This is a genomic window from Tessaracoccus zhenghani (genome assembly GCF_055326325.1).
Genome location: NZ_JBUZNQ010000003.1, coordinates 38,835 through 62,270, shown reverse-complemented (window position 1 = coordinate 62,270; position 23,436 = coordinate 38,835). Strand labels below are relative to the sequence as shown.

Here is a 23,436-nt window from a genome sequence, read left to right as displayed (position 1 = left end):
AGGTTGTGACCATGACCTACATCAAGACCTATCTTCGGGACCACCACGGCGGAGCCGCCGCCGGCGTCGACGCCTTTCACCGCGTCGCGGAGGGCCACGGCGAGCAGAGCGTGCGCGACGCCGTCGCCCGCATCGCCGTCGACATCGAGGCGGCGCACGAGGAACTGCAGCAGATCATGGAGCGCTTCGGAGCGCAGCCGAACAGCGCGAAGGACTTCGTCGCGAAGATGGCCGAGAAAGCGAGCCGGCTGAAGCTGAACCGCGAGGTGGTGCGCCGCTCCCCGCTCTCAGATTTGGTCGAGCTCGAGGCGTTGCTGGACGCCGTGCACGCACAGTCCAGGATGTGGCAGATCCTGCTGCAGCTCGACGACACCCGCCTCGACCGTCGGCAGCTCACCGATCTCTTCTCCCGGGCCCGGCAAAACGAGAGCGAGCTCGAGGAGCTCTGGCTGAAGCAGGCCCCCAAGTTGCTCGAACGCGACGACCAGCCCGGGTGAGACGAAAGGCCCCCAGTGACCGGTGCGGTCACTGGGGGCCCTCTCAGGCCGGCCCTGATCAGCGGGCGGCGGTGCCTTCGGTGTAGTCGGCATCGTCCGAGGCGACCCAGCTCATGAGCTTGCGCAGCTCACGGCCGGTGGCCTCGATGGGGTGCGCCTCGCCCTTGGCGCGCAGTTCCTTGAACTCCGGCGCGCCGGCGTCCTGGTCGTCGATGAAGCGCTTGGCGAAGTTGCCGTTCTGGATGTCCGCGAGGACGCCCTTCATGTTCTCCTTGACGCGCTCGTCGATGACGCGGGGGCCCGACACGTAGTCGCCGTACTCGGCGGTGTCGGAGACGCTCCAACGCTGCTTGGCAATGCCGCCCTCGTACATGAGGTCGACGATGAGCTTCAGCTCGTGGAGGCACTCGAAGTAGGCGACCTCAGGCTGGTAGCCGGCCTCGGTCAGCACCTCGAAGCCGGCCTGCACCAGCGCCGACGCGCCGCCGCACAGCACGGCCTGCTCGCCGAACAGATCAGTCTCGGTCTCCTCGGTGAAGGTGGTCTTGATGCCGCCGGCGCGCAGCGAGCCGATCCCCTTGGCGTAGCTCAGCGCGAGCTCCCAGGCCTTGCCGGACTCGTCCTTCTCCACGGCGATGATCGCGGGCACGCCACGGCCGTCCGCGTATTCGCGACGCACGAGGTGCCCGGGGCCCTTGGGAGCCACCATGCACACGTCGACGCCCTGCGGCGGCGTGATGTAGCCGTAGCGGATGTTGAAGCCGTGCGCGAAGAACAGCGCGTCGCCCTCGGCGAGGTGCGGCTCGATCTCCTCCTTGTAGAGGGTGCGCTGCGCCTGGTCCGGCGCCAGGATCATGATGAGGTCAGCCTCTTCGACAGCCTCGGCCACGGACACGACGCGCAGGCCCTCGGCCTCCGCCTTCGCACGCGACGGCGAGCCTTCGCGCAGGCCGACCCGCACGTCGACGCCGGAGTCACGCAGCGAAAGGGCGTGCGCGTGGCCCTGCGAGCCGTAGCCGATGACGGCGACGTGACGACCCTGGATGATCGACAGGTCGGCGTCTTTGTCGTAGAACATCTCTGCCATGGGAATCCTTCTCTGATGTAGCGATGTGGGGGTGAGTCTATTGGTTACTTGGCTTTGCTCTGCGAGAGCGTCTTAGCACCGCGGCCCAGCGCGACCTGGCCCGACTGGACCAGCTCGATGATGCCGTGCGGAGTCAGCATCTCCAGCAGTGCGGCGAGCTTCTCGTCGCTGCCGGTGGCCTCGACCGTGATCGATTCAGCCGACACGTCCACTGCCTTGCCGCGGAACAGGCTGACCACGTCGATGACCTGGCTGCGGGTGTTCACGTCTGCGCGCACCTTCACCAGCATCATCTCGCGACGCACCGCCGAGACACTGAGTTCGAGCACCTTGCGCACCTCGATCAGCTTGTTGAGCTGCTTGACGATCTGCTCGAGCGCGGCCTCGTCGTCGACCTGCGCCACGACGGTCATGCGCGACAGGTCCTCGGACTCGGTGGGACCGACGGCCAGGGACTGGATGTTGAAGCCACGGCGCGAGAACAACGCGGCGACGCGCGTCAGGACGCCGGGACGGTTGTCGACCAGGATGGACAGGGTCTGGGTCTTCACAGGACTTCCTCTTCCCACTCGGGAGCCATGTCGCGGGCGACGCGGATCTCATCGTTGCTGACACCGGCGGGCACCATCGGCCAGACCATGGCGTCCTTGTGCACGACGAATTCGATGACCACGGGGCGGTCGTTGATCTCCAGCGCCTGCTGGATGGCGGCCTCCGCCTCCACCTCGTTGGTGGCGCGCAGCCCGACGCAGCCCATCGATTCCGCGAGCATCGGGAAATTGGGTAGCGACTCGGTCATCAGGTCGGTGTTGGAGTAGCGGCCCTCGTAGAAAAGGGACTGCCACTGGCGCACCATGCCGAGGGCGTGGTTGTTGATGATCGCGATCTTGATCGGGATGTTGTTGAGCGCGCAGGTGACGAGTTCCTGGTTGGTCATCTGGAAGCAGCCGTCGCCGTCGATCCCCCACACCGTGGTGTCCGGGTTGGCGACTTTGGCTCCCATCGCCGCAGGGACACAGAAGCCCATGGTGCCGGCGCCGCCGGAGTTGAGCCACGAGTTCGGCTTCTCGTGCGGCAGGAAGTGCGCTGCCCACATCTGGTGCTGGCCGACGCCGACAGCGTAGATGCTGTCTGCGGGGCTCAGCTGGCCGATGCGTTGGATGACCTCCTGCGGGGAGAGCTGCCCGTCAGGAGCGGCATCCCACCGCGGCTGGTACCGCGCCTTCATCGTGCCCAGCTGACGGCGCCACGCGTCGATCTGGGGCATCTCATAGGCCTCGATGGCCTCGTTGAGCTGGACGAGCGTCTGCTTGACGTCGCCCACGATCGGGATGTCAACCGGCTTGTTCTTGCCGATCTCTGCCGGGTCCACGTCTGCGTGGATGATCTTGGCCCCTATGGCGAAGCTGTCCAGCTTGCCGGTGACGCGGTCGTCGAACCGGGTCCCCAGCGCGATGAGGAGATCGGCCTTCTGCAGCGCGCCCACGGCTGCGACGGTGCCGTGCATGCCGGGCATCCCCATGTTGAGTTCGTGCGAATCCGGCAACGCACCGCGCGCCATCAACGTGGTCACCACGGGGATGCGGGTCTTCTCGACGAACTCGGCCAGTTGCTCGTGCGCCCGGGAAAGGGTGACGCCGCCACCGATGTAGAGCACGGGGCGCTTGGCCTCGGAGATCATCTTCGCCGCCGCCCGGATCTGCCGCGAATGCGGACGGATCGTCGGCTTGTAGCCGGGCAGGTCGAGCGTCTCCGGCCAGATGAACGGCGCCGAGTTGGTCAGCGCGTCCTTGGCGATGTCGACGAGCACCGGGCCCGGACGGCCCGTGGCGGCGATGTGGAAGGCCTCCTGTATCGCGCGCGGGATCCCGCCGACCTCCTTGACGAGGTAGCTGTGCTTCGTGATCGGCATCGTGATGCCGCGGATGTCAGCTTCCTGGAAGGCGTCGGTGCCGATGGAGTGGCTGTTGACCTGTCCGGTGATCGCCACGATCGGCGTCGAATCCATGTACGCGTTGGCGATGGGGGTCACGAGGTTCGTGGCGCCAGGTCCGGACGTCGCGATGCAGACGCCGACGCGGCCGGACGACATCGCGTAGCCCTCGGCCGCGTGGCCGGCGCCCTGCTCGTGCCGCACCAGGATGTGGCGGATCTTGGAGTCGTAGAGCGGGTCGTACGCAGGCAGAATGGCGCCGCCGGGAATACCGAAAGCTACATCGACACCCATTCGTTCGAGTGACTCAACGAGAGCCTGGGCCCCCGTCATGAGCTGACCGTCTGTCTGCGCCATTGCCTCTCCCTTCTCATGTGCAGTGGCTCGTGAGTACTTCGTCTTCCAAGAAAAAACCCCCGCTGCCCACTGGGGCACACGAGGGAGCGCTTCAGATCTGAGATCGGTAAGCGCTAGAAGTCAATTACGAGCCAGCTTGCGTTGGGCATGGGTCAACCCTCGCGTTTGGCGGCGTCACTGTCAAGCGACACAGCTACATGTTCCGAAATGTGGGACGGCGGGCCGGGAAAACCCGGCCCGCCGTCTCACGAGCGTTCAGAGGTGCGTAATCACGCCTCGACGCGGCCAACCACCGACGGGCGGATGGTGGTGAGTGCCCAACCGATGAGGGCGAACAGGATGCCGAGACCGATCACCAGGGCGGCGACGCCGAAGGCGACGACCGAGGTGAACAGCGAGGCACGGAGGAAGGAACCGTTCATGACGGTGTTGCGCTGCTTGTTGAACTCCTCAGCGGCGGCGGTGTCGCCGGCGGCCTCGGCCTCACGGGCGAGCGAGCCGAGCTCGGCGTAGGTCTTGCCCTCGGAGCCGGCCAGGGCGTGCATGTTGATCGTGTCTGCCTGGGCGAACGCGCTCAGCGGGCCGGTGACTTCCTTGCCCGCGTAGGCGCCGTTCATGAACGTCGAATCGCCCGGCACGGTGATGTTCTCAGCCTTGAGCTGCGACGACACCTGGGTCCAGGTGACGGCGCCGGCGACGATGAGGACAACGCCGGCGATGATCGACAGGATGCCGACAATTTTGGTGGCCTTCATGGAAGCCCTCTTTCTATCTGTCTGGGTGCGCTTGCACCCTGGGACTGTGTCTCGGGACCCACTGGAGAGAGGGCTCCGGCCGTTACCTTACGGGGGTTCGGTATTTACGACAATTGGTAGTATGCACCCCTGTGGTTAGCCTGTCCTAATCGGGGTCACTTAAGGCTTCAGTGCCGAGTGGACATCGTCCAGATCAACGTCGATCACGCCCCGCATGTTACCGATTCCGGGGTTGTCGGCATAGCGCGGGATCACGTGCACATGGGTGTGGAACACCTCCTGGCCCGACACGCCCCCGACGTTGGCGAGCACGTTGAAACCGTCCGCCCCCAGGCGCTCCTTGAGGAGCCGACCGACCCGAGCCACGGCGTGCCCGATCTCCGCGAGCACGTCGTCGTCCTCCAGGATGTCGACGGTGTGCCGCTTGGGCACCACGAGGCTGTGACCCTTCTGCCAGGGTGAGATGTCGAGGAACGCGAAGGCCACGTCGTCCTCATAGATCTTCTTCGAGGGGATGTCGCCGTTGATGATCTTGCAGAACAGGCAGTCCATGAAGAGCTCCTTCGGTTGTCAGCGGACTTCGAGCCCGGCCTCGCGGAGGCCGGCCTTTACTTGGTCGACGGTGAGGGCACCGTAGTGGAACACGCTCGCCGCGAGCACCGCGTCGGCGCCGGCACGGGCTGCGTCGACGAAATGCTGCACCGTGCCCGCCCCTCCGGAGGCGATGAGGGGCACGTCGACGGTCTCTCGCACGGCGCGCAACATCTCGAGGTCGAAACCGTCCGTGGTGCCGTCGGCGTCCATCGAGTTGAGCAGGATCTCTCCCACGCCGCGGTTGCAGGCCTCCCTGGCCCACGCCAGCGCGTCGACCCCCGCCGACTTCTTCCCCCCGTGGGTGGTGACCCCGTAGCCCGACGGCATCCCCTCTTCGCGGCGGGCGTCCACTGAGAGCACGAGCACCTGGTTGCCGAAGGTTTTGGCGATCTCGTCGATCACCCCGGGGCGGGCCAGCGCACCGGTGTTGATGCCCACCTTGTCGGCACCTGAGCGCAACAACGCGTCGACGTCGGCGACCGAGCGCACTCCCCCGCCCACCGTCAGCGGGATGAACACCGTCTCGGCGCAGCGGGCGACCATCTCACGGGTGGTCGCCCGGCCCTCGACAGAGGCGGAGATGTCCAGGAAGGTGAGTTCGTCCGCCCCCTGCGCGGAATACTTCGCAGCCAGTTCGACGGGGTCGCCCGCGTCGCGGAGGTTCTGGAAGTTGACCCCCTTGACCACGCGTCCGTCGTGAACGTCGAGGCAGGGAATGACACGCAGGGCTACTGACACGGGGGAATCCTACTGGTCTCTCGATGGACGCACGCTCACTCCGTACCGACGCCGGGGACGCAATCAGTCCTCTGTCAGGTCCGTGGCCACGACGCCGCGGCGCATCGAATCCGCCACGGCGTGGCAGGTACGACGCAGGTCACCGGGACCGACGGCGGTGGCCAGCTGGCCCGCAAGATCCACCACCTGCCGCACCCAGCGCACGAAGTCGCCGGCCGAGAGACTGGTGGTGGCGAGCACCTTCGACAGGTCCTGGCCGGAAGACCAACGCCACGCGGCCTCGGCGAACCCGATGTCGGGCTCCCTGCCCCGGTCACGCTTGTGCTGGCGCTCCAACCTGCCAACCTCACGCCACACGTCACGCAGCGCGGACTGCGCGCGCTCCGACTCTGCGTCCGGCATGCGCGGCAGCACGGCGTCGCGCGTGGGGCGCGACTCGTAGACCAACGTCGACAGCACCGCTGCCAACTGGGGAGGGGTGAGCCCGGCGAAGACGTCGCGGCGGATGCATTCCGCTGCGACGAGATCGAGTTCGTTGTAGATGCGGCGCAGCATCCGTCCGGCATCCGTCAGCGTGTCGTCGTCCAGGTAACCCAGTTCGTCGAGCACCGCCAGCACGCGCTCGAACTGCACGGCCAGAGAATTGGCTCTGCCGGTGATCTGAGACTCGATCCGCTCCGCCTCACGCTCCAGCCGGATGACGCGCGCGGCCTCGACCGCGTGGATCTCCCGGTCAGGGCACTCGTGGCAGGGGTGGGCCTTGAGTTCGCCGCGCAACTGCCGGATCTCGCGCTGCACCTGGTCGTCGGACGGCGGCGCGGTGTCCGGGATCTGGGGGTCTGCGGAAGCGATCTTGCTGCTCATGGCCGACAGCAGCGAACGCCTGTCCGCCCGGTCCCGCACCGAGAAATTACGTGGCACCCGCACCCGGCCGATCGGTTCGATGGGCCCCCGGAGGTCGTGGGCCTGCAGCTTGAGCACCGTGTGGTCGCCGGAGATGATCTGCGCCCAGGGCTCGGCCTGCCGCCCCTGCTGGCCCACACGCAGCACTACGGCCCACCCCTGGCGCGGTACGTGCACGATATCGCCGGGCATCAGCGTGGTCAGGGAGTGCCCGACGAGTTCTGACTGCTCAGCCTTGCGGGCCTTCGAGGACACCGCCTCCAACCTGGAGATCTCGTCGCGCAGCCGCGCATAGCTCATGAAGTCGCCCAGGTGGCACTCCACCGCTTCGCGTGCGACGGCGAGATCGGCGCGCGTCGAGCGGGAGGTGCGGGTGGCCTTCACCACCGACTTGTCAGTCTGGAACTGCGCGAACGACTGGTTGAGCAGGTCGCTGGCCCGCTCGCGGCCCAGCGTGGCCATCAGGTTGACGGCCATGTTGTAGGTGGGGGCGAAGCTGGACACCAGTGGATACGTGCGCCTCGAGGCGAGGCCGGCGACCGCACGGGGATCCATACCTGACTGCCACAGCACGACGGCGTGCCCCTCGACGTCGATGCCGCGTCGGCCGGCACGCCCGGTCAGCTGGGTGTACTCCCCCGGCGTGATGTCGACGTGCGACTCGCCGTTGTACTTGACCAACTTCTCAATGATGACGGTGCGCGCCGGCATGTTGATGCCCAGCGCGAGCGTCTCCGTGGCGAAGACCAGCTTGAGGGCACCCGTGGCGAAACCCTCTTCGACGATCGCCTTGTAGGCGGGCAACTGGCCGGCATGGTGCGCGGCCACCCCCGCCATCAGCGCCTCACGGAACCGGTCGTAGCCCAGCGCGTCGAGATCCGCCCACGACAGCCCCTTGACGTGCTTGTCGGCGATGTCGCCGAGCAGCGCCGCCTCGGACCGGTTCGTCAGCGTGATGCCGGCGTCGTACACCTGGCCGACCGCCGCGTCGCAGCCGACCCTGGAGAAGATGAAGTAGATGGCGGGCAGCAGCTGCGCCCTGTCCAGCACGACGGCGACCTCGCCGCGGCTCGTGCGGTGCTCGCGGAAGCGCTCGTGTGCGGCGCCACCGTACCTGCCGGAACCCTGCGTCACCTCACGCTTGCCGCGCCCGGACCTGCCGCGCGGCCTGCGGGCGTCGTCGCGCACCTTGGTGGCCTCACCCTTCGAGACCCTCAGCAGCTCACGGCTGACCTTCGACGCGCGCGCCTCCGGCAGTTCCTGCGCCGTGGGAGCCACCCCTTCGAACAGGTCCATCAGCTTGCGGCCCACCAACACGTGCTGGAACAGCGGGACCGGCCGGCGCTCGGACACGACGATGGAGAACTCACCGCGCACGGTGCGGAGCCACTCGCCGAAGTCCTCCACGTTGCTCACCGTGGCCGACAGCGCCACGATCTGCACTGAATCCGACAGGCCGAGGATGACCTCTTCCCACACCGCACCGCGGAACCGGTCCGCCAGGTAGTGCACCTCGTCCATCACGACGAAGCCGAGGTTGGCCAAGGTTTGGGAGCCCGCGTAGATCATGTTGCGCAGCACCTCGGTGGTCATCACCACGATCTGCGCCTCGGAGTTGATGGACGTGTCGCCCGTCAGGAGACCCACCCGGTCTGACCCGTAGCGCTCCACCAGGTCGTGGTACTTCTGGTTCGAGAGCGCCTTGATGGGCGTGGTGTAGAAGCACTTGCGGGAGGTCTCCACCGCGAGGAAGACCGCGAACTCGCCCACCACGGTCTTGCCGGCGCCGGTGGGGGCGGCCACGAGCACGCCGCGGCCCTCCGCCAGCTCGCGGCATCCGTCGAGTTGGTAGTCGTCGAGCTGGTACGGGTAGAGCGCACTGAACTCGGAGAGTTGGTCGAGAACGTTGTCCGTCATTTGCGTATCACGCTACCGCACGCGTTTGGCCAGGGTGGGGACCTCGGGGGCGCGGAGCCTCAGCCCGCGTCCCCGACGATGACCTTCAGGCAGCCAGGGACGCAGTTCACGGTAGCGGGCACGTCGCCCATCTCCTCGCCGTCGCCCATCAGGAACAGACCGTCACCGTCCACCTCGACGGTGTGCGCACGGAGGCGCTCCACCACCGGGTCCGTGACGAAACCACCCGTGTAGACCGAGGGCAGGAGGCGCAACAGCTTGCCGCGTGAGGCCTCATGGATGATCGTGACATCGAGCATGCCGTCGGCGACGTCCGCGTCCGGCGCGATCTGCATGCCACCGCCGAACACCGCGGTGTTCGCGACCGCCACCATCATGGCCCGCAGTTCGCGGGGCTGGCCGTCGATGACCAGGCGGTACTCCAGGGGCGCGAAGGAGGCCAGCTCCCGCAGCGCGATCCAGCCGTAGCTCAGCGCCCCGAAGCGCAGCCGGATGTCGTTGGTGGCACGGTTGACCCGCGCGTCGTAGCCGCTGGAGACGACCGCGCCGACGAAACGCGCGCCGGAGTCGTTGGTGAGCTTGCTGAGGTCCATCACGCGGACGACGCCGGCTACCACGGCCTCCACGGACTGCCGGATGGATTTGGGAATGCCCGCGCCGCGGGCGAAATCGTTGCCGGTGCCGGCGGGGATGACCGCGAGCGTCGCATCGGTTTCGGCGCAGGCGTTGAGACCCAGATGGGCCATGCCGTCGCCACCCATGACCGCCACCACGTCGCCGGGACGGGCCTGCAGGGCGAGCGAACGCGTCAGGTCCCGGGCCTGCTCGTAGGACGTGGAGGTGACGATGTGCAGGTCTGCGCCGGTGAGGCCGTCGCGCAACTGGCGGGCGACGCCGGGAAGGGCACGGCCGGCACGACCGCCGCCGGAGGCTTCGTTGCACACGACGCTGACGAGGCGGCGTTTGGCAACCTCACCGGTCACTTGCCGTCTTCCAGGTCGATCGCGTATTCGGCGACCGTTTCCTCGGTGATGCCCTTGCGCTTGTCTGAAATCCGGCAGATCAGCTCCGCGATCAGGAACATGCCGGACACCGGCAGCGCCAGCGACAGCATCGAGAAGGGATCTGTGGTGGGCGTGGCCACGGCCGCGAGCACGACGCTGCCGAACATCACGAACTTGCGGGCTCTCTTGAGCTGGTAGCCCCGCACGACGTTGGCCATGTTCAGCGCCACGACGACCACGGGCAGCAGGAAGCTCAGGCCGAAGACCAGAATGATCTGGATCTCCATCTTGAGGAACTCCGCCATGTCCTGCATGTTGGTGATGCCCATGTCCTGTGGCGTGAAGCTCAACAGCACCTCAATGCCCTTGGGCCAGATGTAGTAACCGAGTGCGCACCCGCCGAGGAACAGCGGAGTGGCAGCGGCGATGAACCCGATCGCGTACTTCTTCTCCTTGGCCACCAGGCCGGGGGCTACGAAGGCCCACAGCTGGTAGACCCAGATGGGGGTGGACAGGATGATGCCGGCCACCACGCACAGCACCACGGCGAAGGTGAAGGAACTGGTCACGCCGTTGTTGACCACCATGAGGCTGGCTCCGGGCCGGGCCTCTTCGAGGGCGGTGCGGGCCCGGTTCCAGGGCGCCATGATCAGCAGTACCAGCTGCTTGTAGAAGATGATCGAGAAGGAACCGGCGAGGACGATCGCGATGGCGGCAATGGTGACCCGGTAGCGGAGTTCCCGCAGGTGGTCCCAGATCGACATCGTCCCGCCGGGGCCACCCTTCGGTGGCCGCAGCCAGGCGAACCGGCCCTCGGTGGCTGGCTCAGCAGTTGCGGCCGACATGATCAGCTTTCGCGCGGCTTCCGGTCGTGATCGATCTCAGGCTGGACGATCTCGGCGTCGACGACCTCGTCGTGACGCGTTGCACCACCCTCGCCCTCGACACCCTTGACCTCTTCCTTGAATTCGCGGATGGAGCGTCCCATGCCCTTACCGACACCGGCAAGACGCGAGCCGCCGAAAAGCAGCAGCGCGACAACGAGAATGATCACCCATTCCCAGCCGCCCATGAACAACAAAGTAGGCATTGGTCCCTTTCTTAGGCGACGGGAGGCGTCACCTGTTCTGCCCTCACAGTCTAGTCGCGCTGTGCAGGGGTTCTCTCAAGCTGACCGAGCAGCGTGCGCAGTTCGGCGCGCCGCTCGTTCAACACGGTGATCTCGGCCTTGACGTCTGCGGCCTTGTGGCCCAGCGACACGGCGTGGATGACCAGCGCCACCACACCTGCAAGGGCGAGCGCGCCGACAACAACAACCCAGATCACGGGCGAAATGCTACCGGACGACCTCGGGATATCCAGCAAGGGCCCTGCCTGCCTTCACCTTGGCCGCCTGGGCGACCCTGTCGTCGGACACGTCCAGCACCGCGCCGCCGAGGCGCAGGATGAGCGAAACGGCCCAGTCGTGCGAGGCGACGGGGAACGTGACGGCCACCCTGTCGCCCAGGTCCTCGACGCCCACGGTCGGGAAGTACTCCGCGATCCAGCGCGCCGAGGGCTGCACCGTCAGCGTGAGCCGGTCCGGCACGTCGTCGAACCAGCCGTCCGGGGGTGCCCCGTGGTCGCCGGCCACCTCGTCGAGCACCTCGACGGCGACGACCCGGTCCAGCCGGTAGCTGCGCCAGGCCTGGCGTGACCTGCTCCACGCGTCGAGATAGGTGTAGCCGTCCACCAGGTTCAGCCTGGCGGGCTCGACCACGGCGGTGGTGGTCCCCTGCCTGCCGGTGGTGCGATACTCCAGCTGCACTGCGCGTCGCTGCTCGACGGCCCGGCTCAGCGCCGCGCGCCGCTGCGGATCGGTCGACTCCACCGCCACGCTGACGTAGGCGTCGGCCTCCCCCACGGCCGCTTCCAGCTTCTTCAGCGCGCTCGCTGCCGCGTCGGACCTGCCCGCGACGTCGACGACGAGCCGCAGTGCGGCCAGCAGGCCCGCGGCCTCCGCCGGGCGCAACCGCAGCGGCCGGGCCAGGACGTCGGCGTTGCGGAAGTCGATGTGTCCCTCCTCGCGCACCACGTCGATGTCGACGTCGAAGAGGTCGTCGAAGTACCCGCCCGGGAGGCCGCAGAACTGCAGCACCTCGAGGTCCCTGATCACCTGGCGTGGCGTCACGCCGAATTCCTCAGCCACCTTCGCCACCTCGATACCGGGGTGGGCGGACAGGTACGGCACCAACCGCAGGAGCCGCGCAAGCTGTTCCTCGGACCTCACGATGCCACCGCCCGCAGTCGCTCGATCACAGCGGCGCGAAGCTCCGGCGGGTCGAGGAGGATCATGTCTGGGCCCGCCGCGGCCACCTCGCCGACGATCGCGTCATCGGTGGAGAGGCTGACCCGGTAGGCGGTGTAACCCTCGGGGACCCCCACGTGGGCCACGGCCTCCGGGTGGGGGAAGTCGTGCGGGGCGCCTTCGCGCACTGCCACGACGGCGGTGCTGGCGCCGGGCGGCGCGAGCCGTTGGGCGCGCTCCCCCACGTCATCAGGCACGCTGTAGGCACCCGCCTTGCCGTGGGCCACGGCCTCGCCGGTGAAGCGCGACAATTTGAAGAAGCGGTCCGCCTGGCGGTCCGGATCGAACCCGAACACGTACCAGTGGCCGCGGCGCTGCAGCATCTTCCAGGGCTGCAGCCGACGCTCCTCCCCGGCATAGCCGAACGTCACCTCGACGCGACGCAGGATGGCGTCGTAGAGCACGTCGAAGCTCGGCTCTGCCACGGCCAGGAGCGGGCGCATCCGGGGCACCAGGGTGGGGTCCGGTGCCGCGCCGCCGGCACGCAGCGCCTCGAAGGCCTGGGCCGTGTGGTCCGCCGCCACCGTGTCCTGCCAGACCTGACCGGCGAGGCCGAGCGCGGAGAGTTCCTCGGGCGTGAAATCCAGCGGCGGGAGTTCGAACTCTGACCGGTTGATCCGGTACCCCTCCTCGTCGTCGAAGAACGGATCGTTGGAGCCGGTTTCGATCAGCACCCCGATGTTGCGCAGTTCTTCCTTGTCACGCTCGAACTGGCGTTCGAAGGCGCTGTCGCTCGCGGAGAGCCGATAGCCCTCGACCGTCTCACGTAGTTCCTGTTTCGTCAGGAACCGACGGGTGCTGAGCAGCGCTATGAGCAGGTTGACAAGCCGCTCCGATTTCCTCGCTGACATGCGGCTCAGGGTACCGGGTGCGGAGGCGGCATCATGGACCCCATGCCACATATCGACCGATACGCGCCGAGCCCCACCTCGGACCTCCACCTGGGGAACCTGCGCACCGCCCTGGCCGGGTGGCTTCTCGCCCGTTCTGCGGGCGGCCGGTGGCTGATGCGCGTCGAGGACCTGGATGCCGAGCGGGTGCGGGCCGCCGACGCCGCGGAGGCGCGGAACCTGGCAGACCTGCTGGCCCTGGGGTTGGAGTGGGACGGCGAGGTGGTGCGCCAGTCTGAGCGGCTGGGCCTGTACCGCGACGCCGTGCGCAGCCTCCCCACCTACGAGTGTTTCTGCAGCCGCCGGGAGATCGCGGAGGCCGCCTCCGCACCACACGACGGGTACCGGGCCTACCCCGGCACCTGCCGGCGGTTGACGGCCTCGGAACGAGCCGAGCGCCGCGCCACCCGGAGGCCCGCCCTGCGGGTGGATTCCGGGGGCGCCACGTTCGCCGTCGAGGATGTGCACGCAGGGCGGGTGGAGGGCGTCGTCGACGACTTCGTGCTGGTGCGCGGTGACGGCGCCTTCGCCTACAACCTAGCGGTGGTGGTCGACGACATCGGGATGGGCGTCACCCACATCACCAGGGGCGACGACCTCCTCAGCTCGGCGCCGCGACAGGCGTGGCTCACCCGGCAACTCGGCGGCACCCCGGCCACGTACGCGCACATCGGGCTGGTGGTCAACGAGGAGGGGCAACGGCTCGCCAAACGCGACGGTGCGGTCACCCTCGCCGACCTCGCCCCGCTCCCACCTGCCGACGTCCTGGCGCAGCTCAGCAGTTCGCTCGGACTGGGCCCGTGCCGGACAACAGAAGAAGCGCTGGCCGCCATGCCGGGCGATCAGCGCTTCTTCTCGGGTGCCGTGTGGCGGTCCTCCGACCGGGCGTTGGTGCCCGGAGAGGTCCCTGCGGACTAGTTCTGCACGTCCAGGATGTCGATCACGTAGACCAGCGTCTGGCCGGCCTCGAGCGGCGGGGTGGCCTCCGGCAGACCGTCGGGGAACGCCAGCGCGGGCGGCACGACGAGCAGCACGCGGGAGCCGGCCGTCTTGCCGACCAGGCCCTGCTTCCAGCCCTCGATGAGGCTGGAGAGCTTGCCCGACTGCGGCGCCCAGGCGTCCTGCCAGATGGTGCCGTCGGCGTAGTTGAACGCGCGGTACTGGACCTGGACGGTCGACTCTGCGGTGATGGCGGCACCCGGGCCCGTGATCAGCGGCTGGGCGCGCAGCTCTGTGGGAGCCGCAACTCCGGCCGGGACGGCGATCTCGGGCTTGCCGTCCTTCATCGTGACGGTGGGCATGCCCTCGGCCGGGGGAACCTCTTCGCCCACGGCCTCGGAGAAGTTCGACGAGATGATGTCGACGAGGAAGACCAACGACGTGCCTGCTTCGATGCCGGCGCCGGGGTTGCCCTCGCCGTAGCCGTCCTCGGGAACCATGCCGATCAGCACGCGGGAGCCGACCTTCTGGCCGGAGAGCCCCTTCTGGAACCCGGGCACGACCTGCTCGAGCGAGAAGGTGGCGGGCTCGCCGCGCTCGTAGGAGCTGTCGAACACCTCACCGGTGGTGCCGTTGACGCCCATGTAGTTGATGGTGACCACTGAGGTGTCGGTGAGCGTCTGCGCGCTCTCACCCTCCTTCAGCACGTCCGCCTGGGTCTTCTCGATGCCCCACGGGGCGGGGATCTTGACCTCCGGCACGTCGCCGTCGACGACCTCGACGGCGCTCAGGTCCGCGGAGGGGGTGATGGTGGGCTGGGGACTCTCTTCGGCGCTCGGTGATGCCTCGACGCTCGGCGACGCCTCCGCACTCGGCTCAGCGGAGACCGACGCCGAGGGCGACACCTCCGGCTCGGTGGTGGGGTCGGCGGAGCCACAGGCGGACAGGGTGATCAGCGAGGCGATACCGACGGCGGCCAGCATGCGACGCAGCGTTTTGGCGGAGAAAGTCACGGGGGAATCGTAGCCGACCCCGACAAGACCGCTGAAACCACGGTGAAGCCTGGGCGTAGTCTTCTGCGCATGTGGGCGGCGCTGCAGGGATTCACGACGATCGGCATCGTCGTCGCCGTCGGATATCTGCTGGCCCGCACCCGGGTCACCGGCCGCTCGGCGCAGAAGGTGCTGGGCGACGTGGCGTTCTACGTGGGCCAGCCCGCCCTGGTGTTGGTGGCCGTGGCGGGGGCGGATCTCGACCTGCTGATCGGCCCCCACGTGCTGGCCTTCGGGCTGGCCTGTGTCCTCACCGGCCTGGCCTTCTCCATCACGATGGTGCGACGGTGGGGCGCCACCCGTGCGGAGGGTGCCGTCGCATATCTGGCCACGAGCTACGTCAACGCCGGCAACCTGGGCATCTCCATCGCCGCCTACGTGCTGGGCGACGCAGCGTGGGCCGCACCCGCGATGCTGCTCCAGGTGCTGATCCTGCAACCCACTGCGGTGGCGGTGCTCGAGTCGACGCCGGCGGGCCGTGGCCGTTCGGTGGTCCGCAGCTTCCTCACCCATCCCCTCGTACTGGGGGGAGTCATCGGCCTGGCGCTGAACCTCAGTGCGTGGCAACCACCCATCGTCCTCTGGGATCCCCTGGTGCTGATGGCTGAGCTGGGTATTCCCGCCATGCTGCTGGCCTTCGGCATGTCGTTCCACTCCACTCCCCTGCCCGCCCTGAACAGGCTGCCCCGGCTGACCGTGGCCGCCATCGCGACGAAGTCTTTCGTGGTGCCGGGAGTGGCACTCGGCCTGTCCCTGCTGTTCGGCCTCACCGGCACGCCGCTACGCGCCGCCGTCGTCCTGGCAGCGCTACCCACGGCCCAGGTCGTCTTCGTGCACGCCATGCGGTACCGCACCGCCCTCCCGCTGGTGCAGGCGACGACCCTGTGGACCACTCTGCTGAGCGTGCCGGTGATCGTGGCCGCCGGTGCCTTCCTCACCTGAACAGATACACTGGCGGAGCCCCATCCCCCTCGCAGCACCAGGAGAGCCGTGTTTGATCCCACCACCTGGGACGCCCCGTTCGCGGTCGTGGTGGTGGCGCTCTTCGGGATCGTGATGCTGCGGGCCAACGCCACCTACTGGTTGGGGCGCGGCATCGCCGCAGGGGCCCGGCGGACGCGGCTCGTCAAGCTGATGGAGTCGCGGCACTACGCCACGGGGGCCCGCTGGCTGAACCGGTGGGGCGCTCCCGCGGTGTCCATCTCGTTCCTCACCATCGGGATCCAGACCATGGTCAACCTGGCCGCGGGTGTCACGCGGATGCCGTTGCGTCGCTACCTGCCCGCCGTCACCCTCGGCTGCATCATGTGGGCCTTCCTGTACGGCACCATCGGCATGATCGGCTTCAAGGCGATCGGGATCCTCTGGACCCGTTCCCCCTGGCTCGTGCTGGCCGTGGCTCTCGTGGCCGCCGCGCTGGTCACCTGGATCGTGCGTCGACGCGACGTGGCCCCCGACGCTGCGACACACTAGGGGCCATGACCCAGCCGCGCCCCACCTCGATCGTCGATGCCGGCTTCTACGTCGACGGGCGGCGGATCGCGTCGCCCACCACGTTCGACCAGAGCTTCAACCTGCTCGACGAGCACGCCCACGGTTTCGTGTGGATCGGCCTGTACCGGCCCACCCACGCTGAGATGGCGCTGTTGGCCGAGGAGTTCAAGCTGAGCCCCCTGCTGGTCGAAGACACCATCACCGCACATCAGCGGCCCAAGTTCGAGCGATACGGCGACACACTGTTCCTCGTGCTCCACGCCGCGAGGTACGTGGACCGCACCGAGACGGTGGACTTCGGCGAGGTGCACGCCATCGCCGGCGACCGCTTCGTCATCACGGTGCGCCACTCGGAGACACCTGACCTCACAGTTGTCCGGCGCGACCTCGAATCGGCGCCGGAGACCCTGGGGATCGGGCCCAGCGTGGTGCTGGAGCAGCTCCTCGACAACATCGTCGACGATTACGGTCCGGTGGTGCTCGGCATCGAGAACGACATCGATGAGATCGAAACCCAGGTGTTCAGCGGGTCGGCCCGGGTGTCGCGGCGCATCTACCAGTTGTCACGCGAGGTGATGGACCTCCAGCGCGCGGTACGCCCCCTGAAACCCATCCTCGACTCCGTGCGCCGCGACAGGGTGTTCCTGATGGCCGGCGAGCACCGCCGGCAGGAACTGCGCGACATCGAGGATCACGCCATCCATATCACCGAGCACGTCGAGGTGCTCCGCGAGACGCTGAAGGGCACCCTGGACCTCAACATATCGCTGCAGACGCAGCGGCAGAACGAGGAGGCCAGGAACATGACCTCGGCCAGCCTGAAGCAGACAGAGGACTCACGACGCATCGCGGCATGGGCCGGTGTGCTGTTCGTGCCCAGCCTGGTGACGGGCACCTACGGGATGAACTTCCACACCATGCCCGAACTGGACTGGCCGTTCGGCTACCCGTTCGCCCTGCTCCTCATGGTGGGCACGGGCGTCGCGATGTACCTGGTCTTCAAGTCCAAGAAGTGGCTATAAGGCCTGGTTGAGCTTGCGCGCTGCGCCCTTGTCGGCCGACTGCGCGAGCATCCCGTAGATCTTCAAGGCCGTCGACACCGCACGCCGGCGCTGTTCCGCCGGCTGCCACCCCTTCGCGTCACGCGCGGCGCGCCGGGCGGCGAGGGTCTCGTCGTCGACCTCGAGGTGCAGCGAGCGGTCCGGGATGGAGATGGTGATCTTGTCGCCGTCCTCGATCAGCCCGATGGCGCCGCCGCTGGCGGCCTCCGGCGACACGTGCCCGATGGAGAGGCCCGAGGATCCGCCGGAGAAGCGGCCGTCGGTGATCAGCGCACACTCCTGGCCGAGGCCGAGCGCCTTGAGGTAGGACGTGGGGTACAGCATCTCCTGCATGCCGGGACCGCCCTTGGGTCCTTCGTAGCGGACGATGACGATGTCGCCGGGCTTGACCACCTTGCCGAGGATGGCCTCCACAGCCGCGTCCTGCGACTCCGTGACCACCGCGGTGCCGGTGAAGTGCCACTGCGATTCCGGCACGCCGGCGGTCTTGACGATGGCACCGTCGGGCGCGAGGTTGCCGGTGAGCACCGCCAGTCCGCCGTCGACCGTGTAGGGGTTGGCGGTGGAGCGGATGCACCCGTTGTCGGAATCGGTGTCCAGGCTCTCCCACCGGTTGGTGCTGGAGAACGCCTCGGTGGTGCGGACCCCGCCGGGAGCCGCGTGGAACAGCTCGATGGCCTCCGGCTTCGTCTTGCCGCTGCGGATGTCCCAGTCGTCGAGCCACTGCTGGAGCGTCGGGCTGTGCACGGAGGTGACCGCTTCGTTGAGCTTGCCGCCGCGGTGCAGTTCGCCCAGGATCGCCGGCACGCCGCCGGCGCGGTGCACGTCCTCCATGTAGTAGCGCTCGGAGTTGGGCGCCACCTTGGCCAGGCACGGGGTGACCCGCGAGATCGCGTCGATGTCGGCCATGGTGAAGTCGACGTCGCCCTCCTGGGCCGCGGCGAGCAGGTGCAGCACGGTGTTGGTGGAGCCGCCCATGGCGACGTCGAGCTTGATGGCGTTCTCGAACGCGGGCTTCTGGGCGATGGACCTGGGCAGCACCGAGTCGTCGTCGTCCCCGTAGTACCGCTGGCACAGGTCGACGATGAGGCGCCCGGCCTCCTGGAACAGGCCCTTGCGCGCCGCCGCGGTGGCCAGCGTGGAGCCGTTGCCCGGCAGCGCCAGGCCGATGGCCTCGAGCAGGCAGTTCATCGAGTTGGCCGTGAACATGCCGGAGCAGGAGCCACATGTGGGGCAGGCGTTCTCTTCGATCCGGCCCAGTTCGGCGTCGCTGACGTTGGGGTCCACCGCAGCGACCATGGCGTTGACCAGGTCCAGCGAGCTCTCGACGGTACCGCCGTCCTTGATGACGGCCTTGCCGGCTTCCATGGGGCCACCGGAGACGAACACTGTGGGGATGTTCAACCGCAGGGCGGCCAGGAACATGCCGGGCGTGATCTTGTCGCAGTTGGAGATGCACACCATGGCGTCGGCGCAGTGCGCATTGACCATGTACTCGACGGAGTCGGCGATCAGCTCGCGGCTCGGCAGCGAGTAGAGCATGCCGTCGTGGCCCATGGCGATGCCGTCGTCGACGGCGATGGTGTTGAACTCGCGGCCCACGCCGCCCGCTTCCGCGATGGACTCGGAGACGAGCTTGCCCATGTCCCGCAGGTGCACGTGGCCCGGCACGAACTGGGTGAACGAGTTGACCACCGCGATGATCGGCTTGCCCCAGTCGTTGTCCGTGACGCCGGTGGCACGCCAGAGCGCGCGGGCGCCTGCCATGTTGCGGCCGTGGGTGGTGGTGCGGGAGCGGAGCGCCGGCATGGTGTGGATACCTCCAAGGGATTTGTGCTCACAACACAATAGCGGCCCGCTCCGCTGGCTCAGCTTGCGGTACGTACCGTGAGCACTTGGATGGGGTCGTCGGGCGACACGCCGAGAAAACGGCTCGGAACCACACGTGACCCCATCCACTTGCTCATGATCCACTCAGGCGAGGTCGATCCAGCGCGACTCCATCGGCTCGAGGTCCAACTGCAGCGCAGTGATGTCGCCGTCGGAGACAAGGCCACCCACGCGGCCGGACACCGCTGTCGACGTCGCGACGGTGAGGTTGTTCATGACGAAGGCCCTGCCGGCGTCGGGGAACACCGCAATCTCGACCCCGGGGTTCGACGGGATCCAGTGGGCGTCGAAGTCGTTCTCGCGGCCGGCGGCCCAGTAGATGGCGCGGTGCAGCAACCGGGCGTTGTCGTGGCTGTAGGGCAGCCCAGCGGCGTAGACGGCCCGGCCGTTGCCGGTCTCCTTGGCCGCCAGGTCGACGGACTTGTCGGTGAGGCGCAGGATCCGGGTGTCGTCGTTCAGGGCAAAGATGTCGCCGGCCCCTTCGCCCACGTCGACCTTGGTGGAGTCGTCGAGGTGGGCCGTGATGAAGTGCTGGGGCTTCTCCACCGGGTAGCGGTCCGTCGACTGGCTGAGCCCCAGTTCCTTGTCGACGCCGAAAACGTCGGACAGTTGGAAGAAGGCCCCGTTGGCCAGCACCGCGGTCGGTTCACCCACTCCGATGAGGCCGCCGCCCTGGTGGACGAACCGGCGCAGCGCCACGGCCAGCGATTCGTCGAGCCATTCGCTGCCGCCCGAGAACGCCGTCTCCGCGGCGCCGACGTTCAGCACCACGTCGAGGTCGGCCAGCTTGCCGTCGCGGGCCTCATCGAAGCTGACGAACTTCAGGTCGAACGGGAGCCCGGCGAGGGCCTCCATGACGCCGAGGTAGGAGTAGATCTGCTTGTACCAGAGCGCGTGCGCCACCATGTGCGTCTGCCAGGTGCGCAGGCTCCCCCAGGCGTTGAGCACGCCGATGCGGATGGGCGCGTTCTCAGGACGCTTGCCCTGGCCCTCGTCGTGGATGGAGCGGAACTCGTCGCAGATCTGTTCGACCCGCGCCATGAAGTCGGGGAACTGCACAGCCAGCGACAGGTAGCCGCCGTACCCGATGCGGTCGAGCGGCGTGCGGGCGATGGCGCGGCGGGCCAGGAGCCAACTCTCGTTCGCCTCGCCGAGGGGGTCGCCGCCGGGGCGGAACACGTCGGGGAAGAAGTATGGGAGGAACCGGCCCTCGGTGAACTTCACGCCGGGGATGTCCGAGATCATGCGGCACGTGACAGAGGATCCGACGGAGCCCACGACACCGTCGATCCCGGTGCCGGCGAACAGTTCACCGTAGGGCTCGGTGCCCATCCAGTTGTCGCCGAGGAACATGAGGGCTTCCTTGCCGTACTCGTGCACGATGTCGACGAGTTCCTTGACGCGGGAGCAGACGAAGCGGGTGGTGAACTCGATCCAATCGCGGAACACCTTCGACGGCACCCGGAAGGATGAGTTGTAGTAGCCCTGATCCACGAAGTCCTCGGCGCGCAACCGGTAGCCGTACTCCTCCTCGAAGGCCTCCATGGCGAGCGGGTTGACGGAGGTGGAGTAGCCGAACCAGTCGACGTACTTCTCCTTGCCGAGGTCGTTGAAGACGAGCGTGAAGTGATAGAAGAACGTGGTGAAACGCACCACGTCGACCTCCGTGCGCTCTTCACACCACTTGCGCAGGGACGACTTCATGAACTCCCACGCGACGGGGTGCCGGGCGTCGTAGCCGACCTCCCGCACGCGTGACTCGTCGTCCCACCAGTTGTTGGTGATGTAGTTGTACATCTGCGTGGAGTCCCAGACCTGCCAGGCCAGGAAGTTCACCGTGTACACGTGGAAGGGCACAGGCTCAGCGACGGTGACGGACACGTCGGCGCCTGAGCCCTCGACCGTCCAGCCCTCCACCGGCACGACCTCGCCGGTGGTGCGGTCGATGACCTCCCACCAGCGCTGCACGTCGCCCTGGTCCGGCTCGACCTGGAGCTCGTAGTAGCCCTTCATGATCTCGATGGACAGCGGGCCCTCGGCGGGAGCGGCCACGCGCTCACTCATCAGATAGAAGCGTGGGCGGGCGTCGAGGTTGGCTTCGGCAAACGCCTGCTGACCGCGCGCCGGGAAATACGTCTCGTAGACCTTCACCCCCAACTGGGGTGTGATTTCAGGCAGCCAGGTCCCGTCCGAGTTGCGCACGGCGTCGGCGCCGAGCCGTGCCAGGATGCCGGGCAACTGGTCGTCCATGCCCTGTTCGATCGGGAGGGTCACTCGGCCCTTTGCGTTCATGCAGAGTCCTTCGCAGGTGTGTTGGTAAAGCGGTGTAGGTCAGAGACGAGTCTGGCACCCACGTGAGCGGTTCCGCACGTTGCGTGCAGACGCGCCGTCCACTCTGCGCGATTGCTCACTCCCCGACGGCGACGGGCCTCTCGGTGCCGCTGTACTGCGACCATGAACCCGGGTAGAGGCGGCCCCGTCCGAGTCCCGCGTACTCCATCGCAATGAGGTTGTGACAGGCGGTGATGCCGGACCCGCAATAGGAGATGGTCTTCGCCGCATCGTCGATCCCGCGGAAGCGTTCGCGCAACTCCACCGGGCTCAGGAAGTGGCCATCCTCCGTGAGGTTGTCCGTGAGCGGAAAGCTACGCGCACCGGGAATGTGTCCGGCCTTCGCGTCGATCGGCTCGGTCTCGCCACGGAAACGCTCAGCGCCACGGGCATCGATGACGATGGACCCGCGCGCGGCCTCCTCGATGGTGGCCAGCGCCTCGTCCGGCCACGGCGTGACGGTGAAGGTGGCAGGAGCCGGGTCAGGGACCACCGTGGTGAGTTCCCCGTCATAGGCGGTCATTCCGCCGTCGAGCAGGGCTGCGTCGCGGCCCAGCATGCGCAGGAGCCACACAAGGCGTCCGGCCATCGAGCCCCCCGCGTCGTCATAGGCCACGACGGTGGAGTCGTCGCCGATCCCGACGGCGGCGAGCCCGTCGGCGAAGCGCTGCGGGGTGGGCAGCGGATGGCGACCAAACTCAGCCGTGGGGGGATCCGCCAGCACCTCGTCCATCGGGACATGGACGGCGCCGGGAAGATGCCCGTGCTCATAGGCCCGGGCGCCGGAGCGACCGTCGAGGTAGTGCCGCACATCCGCGAGCACCACGTGGGGATGGGCCTGGAGCCAGGCCAGGTCGACTACTGGAGGAATCACCCGTCCAGCGTAACGTGGCTGAAGTCTGGCAACATTCCGTTCTCCAGCCCCCACCGCACCGCCTGGGAACGCCGTTCGACGCCGATCTTGCGATAGGCGGAGCGGATGTAGGACTTCACCGAGTTGATGCTCAGGTAGCTGCGGCTCGCGATGTCCTGGTTGGTCAGGCCGCGGGTGATGAGCGCCAGGACCTCCGATTCCCGCGCCGTGAGGCCGAAGTGGGCCCCCGGCCAGGCAAGGTCCTCAGGCGAGGTGAGGGTGTGCCCGTCGTGGTCCGCGGCCGGCTCTGAGATCACCACTTCACCTCGAGCGATGGCCTCGAGCGACTCCACCAGCTGGGCGGCGGACATCGACTTGTCGAGGTACCCCCGGCACCCTCTGGCGACGGCCTGCGCCGCGAGGTCGGGGTGCATGGTCCAGGTGTAGATCACCAACGCCCCCGTCCCCCGCGTGCCGATCAGGGCCTGAATGTCGGGGTCATCTTCGTGGTTCTGGCTGAACGTGTCGTAGAGGGTGACATCCACCGGTTCCTCCACGTGTGCACGGGGACCCATGTCGACGATCTCGACCCGATCCTCGTAGGGCGCGAGCATGCTACGGAGGCCATGCACGACCACTTCATAGTCGTTGAGGATTGCGATACGCAGTCGCTTGTCAGTCACGAGGGTCAATATACGCAGCAGACTGTGCAAAAGGCGGTAAACGCCGAGAAAATCGCGCTGACTACCATTGTAACCTCATCCCAAAGGGTGAAGCGGGGGGTCCGGCTGCCC

General features: G+C 67.6%; 23 protein-coding genes. 5 read left to right on the top strand and 18 right to left on the bottom strand.

What is annotated here, in order from left to right:
- Window positions 1–11 precede the first annotated feature (11 nt).
- On the top strand, window positions 12–497 hold the full coding sequence (locus ACZK4S_RS07370) for a hypothetical protein (RefSeq protein ID WP_198928172.1): 486 nt from the start codon (window positions 12–14) through the stop codon (window positions 495–497).
- Between the two features lie 58 nt (window positions 498–555).
- On the opposite strand, the gene ilvC is transcribed toward ACZK4S_RS07370, so the two are convergent.
- The 13 genes from ilvC to ACZK4S_RS07305 all read right to left on the bottom strand — a co-directional run bounded on the left by ilvC (window position 556) and on the right by ACZK4S_RS07305 (window position 12,983).
- The gene (gene ilvC, locus ACZK4S_RS07365; RefSeq protein ID WP_076058450.1) at window positions 556–1,584 is read right to left on the bottom strand and encodes a ketol-acid reductoisomerase; all 1,029 of its coding nucleotides are present in this window, start codon (window positions 1,582–1,584) and stop codon (window positions 556–558) included.
- A gap of 44 nt (window positions 1,585–1,628) precedes the next feature.
- On the bottom strand, window positions 1,629–2,135 hold the full coding sequence (gene ilvN / locus ACZK4S_RS07360) for an acetolactate synthase small subunit (protein WP_076058449.1): 507 nt from the start codon (window positions 2,133–2,135) through the stop codon (window positions 1,629–1,631).
- On the bottom strand, window positions 2,132–3,874 hold the full coding sequence (locus ACZK4S_RS07355) for an acetolactate synthase large subunit (RefSeq protein ID WP_463643863.1): 1,743 nt from the start codon (window positions 3,872–3,874) through the stop codon (window positions 2,132–2,134). The genes ilvN and ACZK4S_RS07355 overlap by 4 nt, the downstream gene beginning before the upstream one ends.
- Window positions 3,875–4,143: 269 nt before the next feature.
- Window positions 4,144–4,629 (bottom strand): hypothetical protein, encoded by a 486-nt coding sequence (locus tag ACZK4S_RS07350; RefSeq protein WP_076058447.1) that lies wholly within the window; start codon window positions 4,627–4,629, stop codon window positions 4,144–4,146.
- Window positions 4,630–4,788: 159 nt separating this feature from the next.
- On the bottom strand, window positions 4,789–5,181 hold the full coding sequence (locus ACZK4S_RS07345; protein WP_076058446.1) for an HIT family protein: 393 nt from the start codon (window positions 5,179–5,181) through the stop codon (window positions 4,789–4,791).
- Between the two features lie 18 nt (window positions 5,182–5,199).
- Window positions 5,200–5,961 carry an imidazole glycerol phosphate synthase subunit HisF gene (gene hisF, locus ACZK4S_RS07340; protein WP_463643862.1) on the bottom strand — a complete coding sequence of 254 codons (762 nt, stop codon included), beginning with the start codon at window positions 5,959–5,961 and terminating at the stop codon, window positions 5,200–5,202.
- Between the two features lie 63 nt (window positions 5,962–6,024).
- Complete coding sequence (locus ACZK4S_RS07335; protein ID WP_463643861.1) at window positions 6,025–8,781, bottom strand: DEAD/DEAH box helicase; 2,757 nt, start codon at window positions 8,779–8,781, stop codon at window positions 6,025–6,027.
- Between the two features lie 59 nt (window positions 8,782–8,840).
- Window positions 8,841–9,764, bottom strand: a complete 924-nt coding sequence (locus tag ACZK4S_RS07330) for a diacylglycerol/lipid kinase family protein (RefSeq protein WP_463643860.1) — start codon at window positions 9,762–9,764, stop codon at window positions 8,841–8,843.
- Window positions 9,761–10,630 carry a twin-arginine translocase subunit TatC gene (tatC, locus tag ACZK4S_RS07325; RefSeq protein WP_076058442.1) on the bottom strand — a complete coding sequence of 290 codons (870 nt, stop codon included), beginning with the start codon at window positions 10,628–10,630 and terminating at the stop codon, window positions 9,761–9,763. The genes ACZK4S_RS07330 and tatC overlap by 4 nt, the downstream gene beginning before the upstream one ends.
- 2 nt (window positions 10,631–10,632) lie before the next feature.
- Window positions 10,633–10,857 carry a twin-arginine translocase TatA/TatE family subunit gene (locus ACZK4S_RS07320; protein ID WP_255362881.1) on the bottom strand — a complete coding sequence of 75 codons (225 nt, stop codon included), beginning with the start codon at window positions 10,855–10,857 and terminating at the stop codon, window positions 10,633–10,635.
- Between the two features lie 68 nt (window positions 10,858–10,925).
- Window positions 10,926–11,111, bottom strand: a complete 186-nt coding sequence (locus ACZK4S_RS07315) for a hypothetical protein (protein WP_076058440.1) — start codon at window positions 11,109–11,111, stop codon at window positions 10,926–10,928.
- A 10-nt stretch (window positions 11,112–11,121) separates the two neighbouring features.
- Entirely contained in the window at window positions 11,122–12,054 is a 933-nt protein-coding gene (locus tag ACZK4S_RS07310; RefSeq protein WP_463643859.1) for a helix-turn-helix transcriptional regulator, read from the bottom strand.
- Window positions 12,051–12,983 (bottom strand): helix-turn-helix transcriptional regulator, encoded by a 933-nt coding sequence (locus ACZK4S_RS07305; protein WP_463643858.1) that lies wholly within the window; start codon window positions 12,981–12,983, stop codon window positions 12,051–12,053. Before ACZK4S_RS07305 ends, ACZK4S_RS07310 begins: the two co-directional genes overlap by 4 nt.
- A gap of 42 nt (window positions 12,984–13,025) precedes the next feature.
- Between ACZK4S_RS07305 and gluQRS the strand changes: the two genes are divergently transcribed.
- Window positions 13,026–13,940: a tRNA glutamyl-Q(34) synthetase GluQRS gene (gene gluQRS, locus ACZK4S_RS07300; RefSeq protein WP_463643857.1), complete on the top strand. Its 915-nt coding sequence runs from the start codon at window positions 13,026–13,028 to the stop codon at window positions 13,938–13,940.
- Here the strand turns inward: gluQRS and ACZK4S_RS07295 are convergent.
- Window positions 13,937–14,974, bottom strand: a complete 1,038-nt coding sequence (locus ACZK4S_RS07295) for an FKBP-type peptidyl-prolyl cis-trans isomerase (RefSeq protein ID WP_463643856.1) — start codon at window positions 14,972–14,974, stop codon at window positions 13,937–13,939. The two genes, gluQRS and ACZK4S_RS07295, sit on opposite strands and share 4 nt — an antisense overlap.
- 69 nt (window positions 14,975–15,043) lie before the next feature.
- Between ACZK4S_RS07295 and ACZK4S_RS07290 the strand changes: the two genes are divergently transcribed.
- Genes ACZK4S_RS07290 through ACZK4S_RS07280 form a run of 3 tightly spaced genes read left to right on the top strand, consistent with a single transcriptional unit; the run spans window position 15,044 to window position 17,529 of the window.
- Window positions 15,044–15,955, top strand: a complete 912-nt coding sequence (locus tag ACZK4S_RS07290) for an AEC family transporter (protein ID WP_459397842.1) — start codon at window positions 15,044–15,046, stop codon at window positions 15,953–15,955.
- Window positions 15,956–16,003: 48 nt separating this feature from the next.
- The gene (locus ACZK4S_RS07285; RefSeq protein ID WP_233120658.1) at window positions 16,004–16,486 is read left to right on the top strand and encodes a DedA family protein; all 483 of its coding nucleotides are present in this window, start codon (window positions 16,004–16,006) and stop codon (window positions 16,484–16,486) included.
- A gap of 5 nt (window positions 16,487–16,491) precedes the next feature.
- Window positions 16,492–17,529 carry a magnesium and cobalt transport protein CorA gene (locus ACZK4S_RS07280; RefSeq protein WP_076058434.1) on the top strand — a complete coding sequence of 346 codons (1,038 nt, stop codon included), beginning with the start codon at window positions 16,492–16,494 and terminating at the stop codon, window positions 17,527–17,529.
- Here ACZK4S_RS07280 and ilvD read toward each other — a convergent pair.
- The 4 genes from ilvD to ACZK4S_RS07260 form a co-directional block, all read right to left on the bottom strand.
- Window positions 17,524–19,377: a dihydroxy-acid dehydratase gene (gene ilvD / locus ACZK4S_RS07275; RefSeq protein WP_076058433.1), complete on the bottom strand. Its 1,854-nt coding sequence runs from the start codon at window positions 19,375–19,377 to the stop codon at window positions 17,524–17,526. The two genes, ACZK4S_RS07280 and ilvD, sit on opposite strands and share 6 nt — an antisense overlap.
- A gap of 165 nt (window positions 19,378–19,542) precedes the next feature.
- Window positions 19,543–21,750 (bottom strand): 1,3-beta-galactosyl-N-acetylhexosamine phosphorylase, encoded by a 2,208-nt coding sequence (gene gnpA, locus ACZK4S_RS07270; RefSeq protein WP_076058432.1) that lies wholly within the window; start codon window positions 21,748–21,750, stop codon window positions 19,543–19,545.
- Between the two features lie 115 nt (window positions 21,751–21,865).
- A complete protein-coding gene (locus ACZK4S_RS07265; protein WP_463643855.1) occupies window positions 21,866–22,663 on the bottom strand; it encodes a sulfurtransferase in 798 nt (265 codons plus the stop codon).
- Window positions 22,660–23,325 (bottom strand): response regulator transcription factor, encoded by a 666-nt coding sequence (locus tag ACZK4S_RS07260; protein WP_076058430.1) that lies wholly within the window; start codon window positions 23,323–23,325, stop codon window positions 22,660–22,662. The genes ACZK4S_RS07265 and ACZK4S_RS07260 overlap by 4 nt, the downstream gene beginning before the upstream one ends.
- Window positions 23,326–23,436: the final 111 nt, after the last annotated feature.

Bases quoted from the DNA above. Each gene is read 5' to 3' on its own strand.
- ACZK4S_RS07370 (WP_198928172.1), top strand. From the start codon at position 12: ATGACCTACATCAAGACCTATCTTCGGGACCACCACGGCGGAGCCGCC.
- ilvC (WP_076058450.1), bottom strand. From the start codon at position 1,584: ATGGCAGAGATGTTCTACGACAAAGACGCCGACCTGTCGATCATCCAG.
- ACZK4S_RS07355 (WP_463643863.1), bottom strand. From the start codon at position 3,874: ATGGCGCAGACAGACGGTCAGCTCATGACGGGGGCCCAGGCTCTCGTT.
- ACZK4S_RS07350 (WP_076058447.1), bottom strand. From the start codon at position 4,629: ATGAAGGCCACCAAAATTGTCGGCATCCTGTCGATCATCGCCGGCGTT.
- ACZK4S_RS07345 (WP_076058446.1), bottom strand. From the start codon at position 5,181: ATGGACTGCCTGTTCTGCAAGATCATCAACGGCGACATCCCCTCGAAG.
- ACZK4S_RS07335 (WP_463643861.1), bottom strand. From the start codon at position 8,781: ATGACGGACAACGTTCTCGACCAACTCTCCGAGTTCAGTGCGCTCTAC.
- tatC (WP_076058442.1), bottom strand. From the start codon at position 10,630: ATGTCGGCCGCAACTGCTGAGCCAGCCACCGAGGGCCGGTTCGCCTGG.
- ACZK4S_RS07320 (WP_255362881.1), bottom strand. From the start codon at position 10,857: ATGGGCGGCTGGGAATGGGTGATCATTCTCGTTGTCGCGCTGCTGCTT.
- ACZK4S_RS07305 (WP_463643858.1), bottom strand. From the start codon at position 12,983: ATGTCAGCGAGGAAATCGGAGCGGCTTGTCAACCTGCTCATAGCGCTG.
- gluQRS (WP_463643857.1), top strand. From the start codon at position 13,026: ATGCCACATATCGACCGATACGCGCCGAGCCCCACCTCGGACCTCCAC.
- ACZK4S_RS07290 (WP_459397842.1), top strand. From the start codon at position 15,044: ATGTGGGCGGCGCTGCAGGGATTCACGACGATCGGCATCGTCGTCGCC.
- ACZK4S_RS07280 (WP_076058434.1), top strand. From the start codon at position 16,492: ATGACCCAGCCGCGCCCCACCTCGATCGTCGATGCCGGCTTCTACGTC.
- ilvD (WP_076058433.1), bottom strand. From the start codon at position 19,377: ATGCCGGCGCTCCGCTCCCGCACCACCACCCACGGCCGCAACATGGCA.
- gnpA (WP_076058432.1), bottom strand. From the start codon at position 21,750: ATGAACGCAAAGGGCCGAGTGACCCTCCCGATCGAACAGGGCATGGAC.